General features: G+C 31.2%; 12 protein-coding genes. 9 read left to right on the top strand and 3 right to left on the bottom strand.

Features of this window, described 5'->3' with window-relative positions; translation table 11 throughout:
* Positions 1 to 7: 7 nt before the first annotated feature.
* Entirely contained in the window at positions 8 to 1,027 is a 1,020-nt protein-coding gene (locus QHG34_RS03325) for a helix-turn-helix transcriptional regulator (protein ID WP_282628745.1), read from the bottom strand.
* 730 nt (positions 1,028 to 1,757) lie between these two features.
* Here QHG34_RS03325 and QHG34_RS03320 point away from each other — a divergent pair.
* Genes QHG34_RS03320 through QHG34_RS03305 form a run of 4 tightly spaced genes read left to right on the top strand, consistent with a single transcriptional unit; the run spans position 1,758 to position 6,097 of the window.
* Positions 1,758 to 2,849, top strand: a complete 1,092-nt coding sequence (locus tag QHG34_RS03320; protein ID WP_282628744.1) for a slipin family protein — start codon at positions 1,758 to 1,760, stop codon at positions 2,847 to 2,849.
* Complete coding sequence (locus tag QHG34_RS03315; RefSeq protein WP_282628742.1) at positions 2,846 to 3,601, top strand: nucleotidyltransferase domain-containing protein; 756 nt, start codon at positions 2,846 to 2,848, stop codon at positions 3,599 to 3,601. Before QHG34_RS03320 ends, QHG34_RS03315 begins: the two co-directional genes overlap by 4 nt.
* On the top strand, positions 3,598 to 4,665 hold the full coding sequence (locus QHG34_RS03310) for a DNA polymerase beta superfamily protein (protein WP_282628741.1): 1,068 nt from the start codon (positions 3,598 to 3,600) through the stop codon (positions 4,663 to 4,665). Before QHG34_RS03315 ends, QHG34_RS03310 begins: the two co-directional genes overlap by 4 nt.
* Positions 4,652 to 6,097 (top strand): RtcB family protein, encoded by a 1,446-nt coding sequence (locus tag QHG34_RS03305; protein WP_282628740.1) that lies wholly within the window; start codon positions 4,652 to 4,654, stop codon positions 6,095 to 6,097. Before QHG34_RS03310 ends, QHG34_RS03305 begins: the two co-directional genes overlap by 14 nt.
* 54 nt (positions 6,098 to 6,151) lie before the next feature.
* Here QHG34_RS03305 and QHG34_RS03300 read toward each other — a convergent pair whose 3' ends face one another.
* Positions 6,152 to 8,032, bottom strand: a complete 1,881-nt coding sequence (locus tag QHG34_RS03300; RefSeq protein WP_282628731.1) for an LTA synthase family protein — start codon at positions 8,030 to 8,032, stop codon at positions 6,152 to 6,154.
* Positions 8,033 to 8,154: 122 nt separating this feature from the next.
* Positions 8,155 to 8,970, bottom strand: a complete 816-nt coding sequence (locus QHG34_RS03295) for a 2,3,4,5-tetrahydropyridine-2,6-dicarboxylate N-succinyltransferase (protein WP_038333520.1) — start codon at positions 8,968 to 8,970, stop codon at positions 8,155 to 8,157.
* A 91-nt stretch (positions 8,971 to 9,061) separates the two neighbouring features.
* Between QHG34_RS03295 and ruvX the strand changes: the two genes are divergently transcribed.
* The 5 genes from ruvX (at position 9,062) to uvrB (ending at position 13,812) form a co-directional block, all read left to right on the top strand.
* Positions 9,062 to 9,475, top strand: a complete 414-nt coding sequence (gene ruvX / locus QHG34_RS03290) for a Holliday junction resolvase RuvX (RefSeq protein ID WP_282628729.1) — start codon at positions 9,062 to 9,064, stop codon at positions 9,473 to 9,475.
* A gap of 43 nt (positions 9,476 to 9,518) precedes the next feature.
* Positions 9,519 to 10,094 carry a peptide deformylase gene (def, locus tag QHG34_RS03285; RefSeq protein ID WP_282628728.1) on the top strand — a complete coding sequence of 192 codons (576 nt, stop codon included), beginning with the start codon at positions 9,519 to 9,521 and terminating at the stop codon, positions 10,092 to 10,094.
* A 20-nt stretch (positions 10,095 to 10,114) separates the two neighbouring features.
* Entirely contained in the window at positions 10,115 to 10,711 is a 597-nt protein-coding gene (locus QHG34_RS03280; protein ID WP_282628727.1) for a DUF5606 family protein, read from the top strand.
* Positions 10,712 to 10,717: 6 nt separating this feature from the next.
* A complete protein-coding gene (mazG, locus tag QHG34_RS03275; RefSeq protein WP_282628726.1) occupies positions 10,718 to 11,482 on the top strand; it encodes a nucleoside triphosphate pyrophosphohydrolase in 765 nt (254 codons plus the stop codon).
* 338 nt (positions 11,483 to 11,820) lie between these two features.
* Positions 11,821 to 13,812, top strand: a complete 1,992-nt coding sequence (gene uvrB, locus QHG34_RS03270) for an excinuclease ABC subunit UvrB (RefSeq protein ID WP_282628725.1) — start codon at positions 11,821 to 11,823, stop codon at positions 13,810 to 13,812.
* The last annotated feature ends 22 nt before the right edge of the window (positions 13,813 to 13,834 follow it).

Here is a 13,834-nt window from a genome sequence, read left to right as displayed (position 1 = left end):
CTTTTTTTTATTTCTTGTAATTTTCTAACGCTTTTTCTAATCGTGTTTTGATTCTTTTTTTCACTAATCTTGGCGCAAGAATTTCTATTTCTTCTCCAAATCCTAAAAGCTCTCGTTCCAACTCAAAATTATGTACAACTTCTATCGAAAATAAAGTTCCTTCGTCCGTCACTTCCAACACTTTTTGCGTCGCATGAATTGGTTTTGTCACCACATAAGGCGCCAATTTTTTATTCACACGAAAAACAACGCGCTGCTCTCTTTCTTTCACACTTTTCGTTACACCAATCGCATTGTTGTAATATGTATCAAAATTAATTTCTTGCTCATCGACAAACGGTTCATTTGCTAACTCATAGAATTCAACTATTCTATCCAAAGCAAGTGTATACAAATTTTTATCTTTTCTCGATTTAGCCAATAAAAACCAACGATTTCTGTATTCTTTCAACAAATAAGGATAATAAACTTGTTGTTTTGGCTCTTGATTTTTTGCCTTGAATGATTGATATGAAATCAACAAAGGTTGCTTCTTTACAATTGCTTGATACAACCGATTCAAATACTCCAAACCTTTTAATAAAGGATTTTCCTCAAACTGAATATAATTTGGTTGTTGATGAGTTTGTTTGGATAAATTATTTTCGAGACGCGTAATAATCTCATTCATATCATCAAAATAATTAAAACCATTCAATTGTTTCATCACCGAAATCACTTCTTTCATTTTATCTAAATCTGCAGACGAAACAGGCGAATTATGAATCGAATAATCATGCTCTTCATATTCATAAAACTTTTTTTCTCGAACAACAATTGGCGCATTATAACCCAATTTATCACTACGCATCACTTGTAAATCGCCCTGAATTGTACGTTTCGAAACACCAGAAGTTATTCCTTCATATTCATACAAAGCTTCCGAAACTTTTTCTATCAAATCTTCTAAAGTCCATTTTCTGAAATGATTTTGAAGACATTTATCAATCGTTTGATAACGAATTAATGCAATTTTATTGGTTGCCATGGTTGATTTCTTTGTTCAATACTACAAATTTCAATTCAAAGTACGCAATCTATTTGCGTAGAAATTTTTATTTCAAATTTTATTCAAAATATTTTCAATATAAAACCCTCTATTCATCATCCTTTACAAATTATTTTTAAAAAATATTCTATTACGCAATTCATTCGCACACTTCTACTCCAACTTTGTCAAAGGTTTAACAACCAAACGATTTTAATTGTTCCTTGACAAATGTTTCAGTATAGCATTGTAGTAGAAAATGTTTCATTACTTCTATTCTGAATAATTAAAATCTCCAGCGGATGGGTCGTAGGTTCGATTCCTACTTTCAGTAAACTGAAATAGCTCAGTGGGTAGAGCAATTCACACAGACTTTTAATCTGTATTTATCGCCCGAAAGGGCACCATTGGAAACAAAAAGCTAAAAAGTTTTCTTTTCGAATAGAGAATTTATTTCGTAGAGATGAATTTGAAATAAGATTAAAAACTTGCTTAAAACCTGATTTTGAAACTTTAGTTGATGATTGATTTCAAAAGTTTAAACTAAATATCAAGTCAAAATGATTTGATAAAAATTGTAAAAACAAGAAATCAGAATAAGCTGCTCAAACTTCAAATTCCGTTTTGAAAAAGGAAAATGATTTAGCTTTTTTAATTAAAAAATTTAGAAAAAGATTCTTCTACAAAGGAGAAATATATAAAATAGTAAAAACCTATAAAAAATAATAAAATGAAAAAATTAGCAATTAACAACCAAGAAATTGGAATCTATATCAAAAACAACGAAATCGAAAAAGTTTACACAAAAGGAAACTATTGGATTTTGTTCAATAAAAACATCGAAAAATTAAACATCAACGAAATAATTGATGAAAAATATCACACACTGTTTTTAGAAAATGAAACATTGAAATCAATGATAGATTTTATCGAAGTATTACATAACGAAGTGTTGATTATTTACAAAAACAATCAATCATACGATTCATTTTACAATAAAAACGTGATGATTTGGAAAAATTCAGCTCAATTAAAAGCTATAAAGTTTGATTTGAATTCTACTGAAGAAATTAATAATTTAACAAAAAGAGAAATTGATATTTTGAGAAAATCTGGAGCAATTCGTATCATTTCTGTTGCGCCATATTTTGAAGGAATTTTGTTCAAAGACAATGAATTTGATTCAGTTTTAAAAGCTGGTGAATACCAGTTTTACAACAACGAAACAAAAATTTCGATGGTTTCTTTTGATATGCGTCCGCAAACAATTGAAATTTCTGGACAAGAAATTTTAACAAAAGATAAAGCGCAATTGCGAATCAATTTTATGGTAAATTATCAAATTACTGATTTGCTAAATGCTTATCAATCGAACAAAGATTTCGAAAAAATGATTTATCAAGCGATTCAATTAGGTTTGAGAGAATTTATTGGAAACATGAATTTTGATGATTTGATGTCGGATAAAAATTCGGTAACGAATTATATCATTCAAAAATATCAAGCTCAATTCCAAGAAATTGGTCTAAAATTGATTGACGCAGGTATGAAAGACATTATTCTTCCAGGAGAAATAAGAGAAATTATGAACCGCGTTTTGATTGCCGAAAAAACGGCTCAAGCCAATTCCATTACGCGTCGTGAGGAAACTGCTTCTACAAGAAGCTTGTTAAACACTGCGAAATTGATGGAAGAAAACGAAACGTTATGGAAATTGAAAGAAATGGAATACATCGAAAAAATTGCCGATAAAGTGGGAGAAATCTCAATTTCTGGTGGATCAAATGTATTAAATGAACTAAAAACAATGTTTACGAAATGAAACCAGTCATTATAAATAAATTAAAAAAAATAGAAGATAAATATAACATCGAAATTCTTTTTGCTGTAGAATCTGGGAGCCGCGCTTGGGGCTTCCCATCTACTGACAGCGATTACGATGTTCGATTTATTTACAAACGAAAAATCGAAGATTATCTAAAAATTGATTCAATTGATGATTTTATTGATTTAGAAATTGTAGATGAACTGGATTTTAAAGGTTGGGATATTCAAAAGGTTTTGCGCTTAATGTTGAAATCAAATTCGAGTATTAACGAATATTTACAATCTCCGATTCATTATATTTCTAATGAAATTTTCGAAAAAGAATTGTTTGATTTAGCTGCTTCACAATTCAATTCTCAAAAAGTTGCCATGCATTATTTAGGAATTACAACAAAGCGATTGATTGAAATGGAACCTCAAAATGAAATTAAACTAAAAAGTTTGTTTTATGCTTTACGTTCGGTTCTTTCAGCAAAATGGATTGTAGAAAATAAAACAATTCCTCCGATGGAATTTGAAAAATTAAAACATTTAATCGAAGATAAAACAATCGAAAATAAAGTAGATAAATATCTTGCAATCAAAGCTAATGTTGATGAAAGTTTTAAAATTTCGAAGAATGATAAACTTTTCAATTGGTTAATTAATTTGAAATCTGAATTAAAAATTGAATCTGAGAAATTATCGAGAATTGAATTTGATAAAAACAAAATCAATGCATTTTTCATTAAAACCGTAACAAAATGAAACTAACAATAGAAGATCTAAAAAGTCAAAACTTAATATTATTTGAATGTATAAGCGGAAGCAAAGCCTATAATTTGGCAACTAAAAGCTCGGACACCGATATTCGTGGCGTTTTTTATTTGCCTAAAAATGAGTTTTATGGTTTTGAATATCAAGCACAAATTAGCAACGAAACCAATGATATTGTGTATTACGAAATTGGTCGATTCATTGAATTATTATTAAAAAATAATCCAAGTTGTTTAGAAATTTTAGCGACTCCAGAAGAATTTGTTCTATATAAATCGCCTTTGTTAGATGAATTAAATTACAAAGATTTTATCACTTCTGAAGTTGAGAAAACATTTGTTGGATATGCATTGAGTCAAATCAAAAAAGCAAAAGGATTGAACAAGAAATTTCTAAATCCAATAGATGAAACTAGAAAAACAGTTCTTGATTTTTGTTATATTATTGATGACAACAAAACTATTTCTTTCGCTGATTGGACGATTTCAAATTCTTACAAACAAGCGTTTTGCGGACTAAGCAAAATCAATCATTCAAAAGATTTATTTGCGTTTTATTACAACGAAAAATCGAATTACAAAGGAATCGTAAAAGATGAAAATAATGATGATATTCGCTTGAGTGAAATTCCAAAAAATGAAAAACCAATTGCCTATTTCATTTTTCAAAAAGACGAATATTCCAATTATTGCAAGCAATACAAAGAATATTGGGATTGGATGAAATTGCGAAATAAAGATCGTTACACAACAAATATTGCACATGAAAAAAATTACGATAGTAAAAATATGATGCACACGATTCGCCTATTAAAAGTTGCGAAAGAATTAGTGGAAACTGGAAATCTAAATGTAAAGCGAACAGAAGATCGCGACGAATTATTGGCAATAAAAAACGGAGATTTCTCTTATGAAGAAGTAATCGAAAAAGCTGAAAATTTACAACGAGAAATTGAAGAAAAGTCAAAACTAGAATTTCTTCCAACCGAAATAAACTCTTCGAAAATAGAAGAATTTTTAATCAACCTTAGAACTAAATTATATGAAAACAACTGAACAACAAAATAAACCAATCAATGGAAATGATTTGATTACCTTGGGTTATCCTGAGAACGAAATTTTAGGAATCGCCTTAAAAATCAACAAAAAAAGAAATGGTTATACAAAAGCCGAAATGTTGGATAAATATGCGCAAGTTTTATCATCGCCACAAGATTTTTTAGAAGATAAAATTTTCAAAACACTTGCAAAAGGTTTTATCGATGGAATTCATTTACCAAAACAAGATGAAAACTTGATTGAATTAAATGAAAATCCAACCGATTTTAAAATTTATGGTGCGGAAAAAATTGAGGACGGCGCTTTAGAACAAATGAAAGTTGCCATGAAACTTCCTGTTACCGTTGCTGGCGCGATTATGCCAGATGCACATCAAGGTTATGGTTTGCCGATTGATGGAGTTTTAGCAACAAAAAATGCGATTATCCCTTATGGCGTTGGCGTTGATATTGGATGTAGAATGGCTTTATCGATTTATGATTTGCCTGCTTCTCATTATTTTGAACATCACGATTCGTTAAAAGAAACTTTGATAAAAAATACAAAGTTTGGTGCAGGGCATGGTTTTCATGGGCAATACAAAGCTGAACATCAGATTTTGGATGATGCAAAATTCGAGACGAATTCATTTATTCAAAATTTAAAGGATAAAGCGTGGTCGCAATTAGGTTCTTCTGGAGGAGGAAATCATTTTGTAGAATTTGGTTTGATTGATTTCAAGGAAGATGATGAAAAATTGAACATTAAAAAAGGTTCATATTTAGCTTTATTAACGCATTCTGGTTCGAGAGGTTTTGGTGCTACAATTGCTGGACATTATACTAAAATCGCTAAAGAAATTTGTAAACTTCCGTATAAAGCACAAAATTTGGCTTACTTGGATTTGGATTCTGCAGAAGGTCAAGAATATTGGATTGCGATGAATTTGGCTGGTGAATATGCTTCGGCTTGTCACGAAATTATTCATCAAAAAATTGCAAAATCTATCGGTGCTGAAGTTTTAGCAAAGGTAGAAAATCATCATAATTTTGCTTGGAAAGAAATTTACAATGGCGAAGAAGTAATTGTTCATCGAAAAGGTGCAACGCCAGCTTCTAAGGATATAATGGGAATTATTCCAGGTTCTATGACTGCGCCAGGATTTTTAGTTCGAGGTAAAGGAGAAGAAAATTCTATTAATTCTGCTTCGCATGGAGCTGGTCGTCAAATGAGCCGAACACAAGCAATCAAATCATTGTCTCAAAATAAGATAAACGATTATTTGAATGATTTTGGAATTACATTAATCGGTGGTGGAAAAGATGAAGCACCGATGGCGTACAAAGATATTCACGAAGTAATGGCTGCGCAACAAGATTTGGTAGATGTTGTGGCTACTTTTACGCCTAAAATGGTCAGAATGGCTGATGATGGATCGAGAGAAGATTAAAAAAATGCCTGAACAATTGTTCAGGCATTTTATATTTTATTGATTAAATCCAAATCATCTATTGGTTAATAACACTTTATCTTTCTTTACAGTCAATTCGTTATTAATAACTCGATTATTAAAAGATTGAATATAAGCTTTGATAAAAAGCTCCATTTCATTCTTTTTTGAAATATTCTTAAGAGCTAAATTATCTTTTAACAATGGATCAACTTTCCAATTATACAATCCTAAAGATTTTGTACCATCAAAAGCTAAATAATAATCTCCTTTTTCTAAATTATAAATATTATCAAGATAATTTACTACGAAATCTTGATTCGATTTGTAAGACTTTCCATACGATATAATTTTTCCATTAAGTTGTAAATAATCCATCAAACTAGGTAAAATATCAATTTGTTGAAAATTCTTTTCATCCTTTGCAATCATAGTTGGATCATTTGGCACATAAAACATAATCGGTATTCTAAATTTACCAACATTATTCTTGTAATTCGGTTCTTCGCCAGAAGACGAAGTATGATCTGATGTTAAAACAAAGATTGTATTATTGTACCAATTCGTTTTCTTAGCAGATTCAAAAAACTTCTTCAAGGCATAGTCAGAGTATGCAATTGATTCATGAATTTCAGTTGATCCTTTAGGGAATTTACCTTTATACTTTTCTGGAATTGTAAAAGGAGCATGAGATGAAATCGTAAATAATGTTGAAAAAAATGGTTGGTTAAAAGTGCTCAATTTTTTACTGAAATATTGTAAAAAATCTTCGTCAAAAACGCCCCATTTTCCATCAAAAGATGCCGGTCCTTCATATTCGTTTTTCCCATAATATTGATCAAAACCAGCTGCTGTTGTATATTGATCAAATTTCTGACTTCCGTTAAAAGCGCCATGAAAAAAAGAGGTTGTATAACCATTATCTTTCATAATTTTTGGTAAACCATAAATATCATTCAGCGCATAACTTGAAGTAATAAAACTCTTATTCATCAAACTAGGAACACTCGAAATTGTAGATGGAACAGCGTCTATAGATAACTTCCCATTCGCGAAACCATTCTCAAAATAATAACTTTTTGTTATCAAAGAATCTAAAAAAGGTGTTTGTCCTCTTTGAATATTCTCCTTACCAAAACTTTCTAAAATTAAGATGACAACATTCTTTTTATTTGACTTTTGGTAACGAAATTCTTGAACAGGATTGAAAATTTTATTCGCGACCTCTTCATCAAAATAATTTATTTCTTTCAAATCCCCTTTTTTATTTAAAGTCTTCAATACAGTAAATGGCGTATTTAGGACTAAAGCAGAAGTTCCTATCGGACCATACTTTGAAGCGTCAACGATAGAAATTGGTTTTTTGGCTATTCCTCTTCCTCCTAAAAATAATACTATTACCATTACAACTAATGAAACTACTGAAGAAAATGGAGATAATTGTTGAACAGATTTGTATGAAATTTTACGCAACAAATACCAAAAAACACTACATGTTAAAATAATGAGAAGAGGTATTTGCCAATAATCAAAAAGATAAGATTTTATTAAACCTCCGATTTCATTAGTCATTCCTTCTGCTGTAATCATGCTGAATGAACTTCTTCTGCCTACAAATCGAAAATATTCGTAATCAACAAAGTTTAAGCTTAAAAAAAGTCCATTTACAATAAAAAAACTATAGAAAAGAAATTTTTGATACGATTTATTAAGTTGAAATTTCCCCGGAAATAAGTGTAAAACTGCAAAAATCAGATTAACATAACCTATCACTGAAAGGTCAAAAATTAAACCACCTAAAAAAGAAGATGCATTAACTTCTGTAAAAAAAGATTTATTGTAAAAATAAAAACCAATGCGAACAGCTTGATATAAAAGGATTAATAAAATTATTCTCTGAACGAAAATAATCAACTGGTTTTGAGATATTTTCATAAGTGTTAGTTAAACGCGCAAAATTGAATAATTAAAATGATTTAACCAAAACTTAACATTAAAAAAACGACTTCCTAAACTAAGAAGTCGTTTTAAATTTTATATGAATGCTATTTTACAATCTAAACTGCAACATTATGCTCACGCAATGCATCATTTAATGAAGTCTTTTTATCTGTAGACTCTTTACGTGTTCCGATGATTAATGCACAAGGAACTTGATACTCACCTGCAGCAAATTTCTTTGTGTAAGAACCTGGAATAACCACTGAACGAGCAGGAACATAACCTTTAATTTCAATTGGTTCGTCACCTGTTACATCAATAATTTTAGTTGATGCTGTTAACACAACATTCGCTCCTAAAACAGCTTCTTTTCCTACGCGAACTCCTTCTACAACGATACAACGAGAACCGATAAATGCATTATCTTCGATAATTACTGGCGCAGCTTGTAATGGTTCTAAAACACCACCAATTCCTACACCACCAGATAAGTGAACATTTTTACCAATTTGCGCACAAGAACCTACAGTAGCCCAAGTATCAACCATTGTTCCTTCGTCCACATACGCACCAATATTTACATAAGAAGGCATTAAAATAACTCCTGAGGAAATATACGCACCATAACGAGCAACCGCATTCGGAACAACACGAATTCCTTTTTCAGCATAGTTACGTTTCAATTCCATTTTGTCGTGGTATTCAAAAATTCCAGCTTCTAAAGTTTCCATTTTCTGAATTGGGAAATACATTACAACTGCCTTTTTTACCCATTCGTTTACTTGCCAATCCTCTCCTACTGGTTCTGCACAACGTAATTGTCCGTTATCAATTAACTCAATTACTTCGCGAATTGCAGCTTGTGTTGCGTCTTCTTGTAACAATTCTCTATTGTCCCAAGCTTTTTCTATGATTTGTTTTAAATTCTCCATCATTATTAATAATAGCCACAAATATAAAAATTATAATCAAGGGATTTCATAGAGATTATTTATTATTGAATCGTTTTTTTAAATTTGCCAAATGTCAAGAATAGTAGCTTTAGATTACGGAGGAAAAAGAACAGGTGTTGCAGCAACAGATGAAATGCAAATTATCGCTTCACCAGTTGATACAATAGAAACATCTAAATTGATGGATTTCTTGAAACAATATATTGAGAAAGAAAACGTTTCTGACCTTGTTGTCGGATTATCAGTACGTTTTTCAGGTGAATTAAATGAGATTGAAAATCAAATTCAACCTTTTTTGAAAAAGTTTTCTGAACAATTTCCGTTGATTAAAATTCACCGCGAAAACGAAATGTTTACCTCAAAAATGGCTTCTCAAGCTATGTTTGAAGGAGGTATGAAAAAGAAAAAACGTCAAGAAAAAGGAATGGTTGATAAAGTGAGTGCTGTAATAATTTTACAATCATTTTTATCACATAAACTATAACAAATTGTATCTTTGCCGTTAAATTAATAAAAAAAGATCAAAAATGGTATTACCAGTTGTAGCTTACGGAGACCCTGTCTTGCGTAAAGTTTCACAAGAAATAGATCAAGATTATAAAAATTTACAAGAACTGATCGAAAATATGTTCGATACAATGTACGACTCTAACGGAGTTGGTATCGCTGCTCCACAGATCGGAAAAGATATACGTTTATTTATTGTAGATTGCTCGCCTTTTGAAGAAGATGAGGATTATGAAGATGTAAAAGATGAATTGAAAGATTTCAAACGTGTTTTCATTAACCCAAAAAAAATTAGTAGTTCCGAAGGTGATGAATGGGCTTTTACAGAAGGATGTTTGAGTATACCTCACATTCACGAAGATGTAACACGTCCAGAATCGGTAACTTTAGAATATTTTGATGAAAATTGGGTGAAACATACCGAAACTTTTTCGGATATTCGCGCTCGAGTTATTCAACACGAATACGATCATTTGGAAGGAAAGCTTTTTATTGACTATATTTCGAGCTTTAAAAAGAAATTAATAAGTAATAAATTAAAAAATATAACAAAAGGGAAAGTAAACACGAGTTACAAAATGAAATTCCCTTCATAGACCCTTAAACATAATAGAATATGGATTTATCAAGAGTTATCGCAATTTCAGGAAAACCAGGATTATACCGTTTAATTTCTCAAACAAGAGGTGGTTTTGTTGTTGAAGATTTAGAAAAAGGTAAAAAAATCTCAATCGCATCTAACTACAATGTTAGTTTATTAGACAATGTTGCAATTTATGGTGTATCGCAAGAATATCCTTTAGCAGAAGTTTTCTTCAGAATTTACAAAAAAGAAAACGGAGGAGAAACTATCGATCACAAATCTTCTGGAGCAGAATTGCGTAAATATATGGAAGAAGTTTTACCAGAATATGACGATTCAAGAGTTTATGATTCTGATTTAAAAAAATTATTCCAATGGTATAATATCTTACACAAAAACGGATTATTAAACATCGACTTAGCTGCTGTAGAAGCTGCAATGGCTGCTCAACAAGCACAAGAAGCTCCTGTTGCTGAAGTAGAAGCGACAGAAGAAGTTGCTGTGGAAGAAAAACCAAAAAAGAAAGCTCCTGCTAAAAAGGCTGCTGACAAAAAAGACGCTGAAGAAAAACCAGCTAAAAAAACTGCTGCTAAAAAAACAACAGCAAAAAAAGATAAAGACGCTGAATAATTAGAGATGAATACACGTAAAGATCAATTACAGGCTTTCGAAAGATTGTTGGATATAATGGATGAATTACGTGAAAAATGTCCGTGGGATCGTAAACAAACAATGGAAACGTTGCGTACGTTATCTATCGAAGAAATTTATGAACTTTCGGATGCTATTATCGAAAAAGATTCGGATGAAATAAAAAAAGAACTAGGTGATGTTTTTCTTCACCTAGTTTTTTATTCTAAAATCGCATCAGAACAAAACAACTTCGATGTTGCTGATGTTTTAAATGGTATTTGTGACAAATTAATTCATCGTCATCCTCATATTTACGGCGATGTAGAAGCAAATACAGAAGAAAAAGTGCTTCAAAATTGGGAACAAATCAAGCTAAAAGAAGGGAACAAATCTGTACTTTCTGGCGTTCCTACTTCTCTCCCAGCAATGGTAAAAGCGTACCGAATTCAAGACAAAGTAAAAGGTGTTGGATTTGAATTTGAAAATTCTGATCAAGTTTTTGATAAAATTATCGAAGAAATTAATGAGTTTAAAGAAGAACAAAATCCAACAGATAAAGAAATGGAGTTTGGTGATATTTTGTTTTCTTTGATTAATTATGGACGATTTAATGGCATCAATTCTGAAGATGCTTTAGAACGATCGAACAAAAAATTTATCACACGATTTCAGAAACTAGAAGAAATCGCGAAAGAAAATGGTCAAAACTTAACTGATTTAACCATTGCCGAATTAGATAAATTATGGAATATAGCGAAAATTCGCTAGTGTAACATTGACACTATAAAATAAACTTAAACGCTACAAAACGTTTTAATCAATAGGTTTAACACTATTATAGATATCTTTTATCGACACCAATAAAACAAAGTATTATTATTTATTGTGCACGCACAAAAAACCGACCTATATTTGCAATGGTTATAGCGGGCAATAGCTTGTAATAATGGAAGGAAGTTTGTTTACTAAGTAAACAGTTTTCTCATTTTTTTGTGGTTTTGATGAAAAGGTGACTTAAAGTCGCCTTTTTATTTTTTATCAACTTTCCTTATTTCTCCATTCTCAATCTTTCTATTTTTTGTCTTATTTTTTTATAAATTTGTAAGATGCAATTTCAACTAAATTCTGAATTCGAACCAACTGGTGATCAACCAAAAGCTATCCAAGAATTAACGGATGGAATCTCTAATAATGATCGTTATCAAACACTTTTAGGTGTTACCGGTTCTGGTAAAACATTTACTATTGCTAACGTTGTACAAGAAGTTCAACGTCCTACTTTAGTTTTAGCTCACAATAAAACGTTAGCTGCGCAATTGTTTATGGAATTCAAAGAATTTTTTCCGAATAATGCAGTCGAGTATTTCGTTTCATACTACGATTATTACCAACCAGAAGCCTATATTCCTTCTTCTGGAACATATATCGAGAAAGATTTATCTATAAATGAAGAAATTGAAAAACTACGTTTAAGCACAACTTCTTCCCTTCTTTCTGGACGTCGTGATATTTTGGTTGTAGCATCAGTTTCATGTTTATATGGTATTGGAAATCCGAATGAATTTCATAAAAATGTGATTCAGATAGAAAATGGACAAATTATTTCGAGAACAGCATTTTTACATAAGCTAGTTCAAGCTTTATATTCGAGAACAGAAGGAGATTTTCAACGCGGAAATTTCAGAATAAAAGGTGATACATTAGATATTTTCCCAGCTTATGCGGATGATGGAATCAGAATTAATTTCTTTGGTGATGAAATCGAAGAAATCTCTGTTTTTAATGTAGATACTGGTAAAACAACCTCAAAATTAGATAAAATCAATATTTATCCAGCCAATCTTTTTGTAACTTCTAAAGATACATTAAATGGCGCAATTGCTGATATTCAGTTAGATTTAGGAAAACAAGTTGAATATTTTCATGAAATCGGAAAACATCTCGAAGCAAAACGTTTGCAAGAACGTACCGAATTCGATTTGGAAATGATCAAAGAATTGGGATATTGTTCAGGAATCGAGAATTATTCGAGATATTTAGATGGTCGCGATCCAGGAACGCGTCCGTTCTGTTTGTTAGATTATTTTCCTGAAGATTATTTAATGGTAATTGATGAGTCGCACGTTACTGTTTCGCAAGTACATTCGATGTATGGTGGAGACCGCTCGCGTAAAGAAAATTTGGTAGAATATGGTTTCCGACTTCCAGCTGCAATGGATAATCGTCCGTTAAAATTTGAAGAATTTGAAGCTTTACAAAATCAAGTGATTTATGTTTCGGCAACGCCAGCAAATTACGAGTTAGAAAAATCTGAAGGTGTTGTTGTGGAACAAGTTATTCGTCCAACAGGATTATTAGATCCAATTATTGAAATTCGTCCAACACAAAATCAAGTTGATGATTTGATGGAGGAAATCAATAAACGAGTTGAATTAGACGAACGTGTTTTAGTCACAACTTTAACCAAACGAATGGCAGAAGAGTTAACAAAATACCTAACAAAATATGGTGTTCGATGTCGTTACATTCACTCCGATGTTGATACGTTAGAACGTGTTCAGATTATGGCAGATTTACGTGCTGGCTTATTTGACGTTTTGGTTGGGGTTAATCTTTTGAGAGAAGGTTTGGATTTACCAGAAGTTTCTTTGGTTGCAATTTTAGACGCTGATAAAGAAGGTTTCTTGAGAAGTCATCGCTCATTAACACAAACAGTTGGTCGTGCTGCACGTAATGTAAATGGTTTAGCAATAATGTATGCGGATAGAATTACAGACAGTATGCAATTAACGATTGATGAAACAAATCGTCGTCGTGAAATACAAATGCAATACAATAAAGATCATAATAAAGTACCACAAGCACTCAATAAAAAAATCACGAAATTGAGTATGGCCGCAGCAAATTTTGAAGAAAATCCATACGAACAAAAAAGTTTAATAAATCAAGCTGCAGAAATCAACGAAAAATATTCTGTTGAGGATAAAGAAAAATTGGTACAAAAGTTGCAGAAGGAAATGGAAAAAGCAGCAAAAAATTTAGATTTTATCAAAGCTGCTGAATTACGAGATCAAATAAAAATACTAAGCCCTGAATAGACATAAAAGGGTTTTTATCAAA

The organism is Empedobacter sedimenti (assembly GCF_030005555.1).
GTDB classification, from domain to species: domain Bacteria; phylum Bacteroidota; class Bacteroidia; order Flavobacteriales; family Weeksellaceae; genus Empedobacter; species Empedobacter sedimenti.
This window is presented reverse-complemented; position numbering and strand designations above follow the sequence as displayed.

Excerpts from the sequence above, each read along its gene's own strand:
- QHG34_RS03305 (WP_282628740.1), top strand. The coding sequence starts at position 4,652 with ATGAAAACAACTGAACAACAAAATAAACCAATCAATGGAAATGATTTG.
- QHG34_RS03295 (WP_038333520.1), bottom strand. The coding sequence starts at position 8,970 with ATGGAGAATTTAAAACAAATCATAGAAAAAGCTTGGGACAATAGAGAA.
- QHG34_RS03320 (WP_282628744.1), top strand. The coding sequence starts at position 1,758 with ATGAAAAAATTAGCAATTAACAACCAAGAAATTGGAATCTATATCAAA.
- def (WP_282628728.1), top strand. The coding sequence starts at position 9,519 with ATGGTATTACCAGTTGTAGCTTACGGAGACCCTGTCTTGCGTAAAGTT.
- mazG (WP_282628726.1), top strand. The coding sequence starts at position 10,718 with ATGAATACACGTAAAGATCAATTACAGGCTTTCGAAAGATTGTTGGAT.
- uvrB (WP_282628725.1), top strand. The coding sequence starts at position 11,821 with ATGCAATTTCAACTAAATTCTGAATTCGAACCAACTGGTGATCAACCA.
- QHG34_RS03325 (WP_282628745.1), bottom strand. The coding sequence starts at position 1,027 with ATGGCAACCAATAAAATTGCATTAATTCGTTATCAAACGATTGATAAA.
- QHG34_RS03310 (WP_282628741.1), top strand. The coding sequence starts at position 3,598 with ATGAAACTAACAATAGAAGATCTAAAAAGTCAAAACTTAATATTATTT.
- QHG34_RS03280 (WP_282628727.1), top strand. The coding sequence starts at position 10,115 with ATGGATTTATCAAGAGTTATCGCAATTTCAGGAAAACCAGGATTATAC.
- ruvX (WP_282628729.1), top strand. The coding sequence starts at position 9,062 with ATGTCAAGAATAGTAGCTTTAGATTACGGAGGAAAAAGAACAGGTGTT.
- QHG34_RS03315 (WP_282628742.1), top strand. The coding sequence starts at position 2,846 with ATGAAACCAGTCATTATAAATAAATTAAAAAAAATAGAAGATAAATAT.
- QHG34_RS03300 (WP_282628731.1), bottom strand. The coding sequence starts at position 8,032 with ATGAAAATATCTCAAAACCAGTTGATTATTTTCGTTCAGAGAATAATT.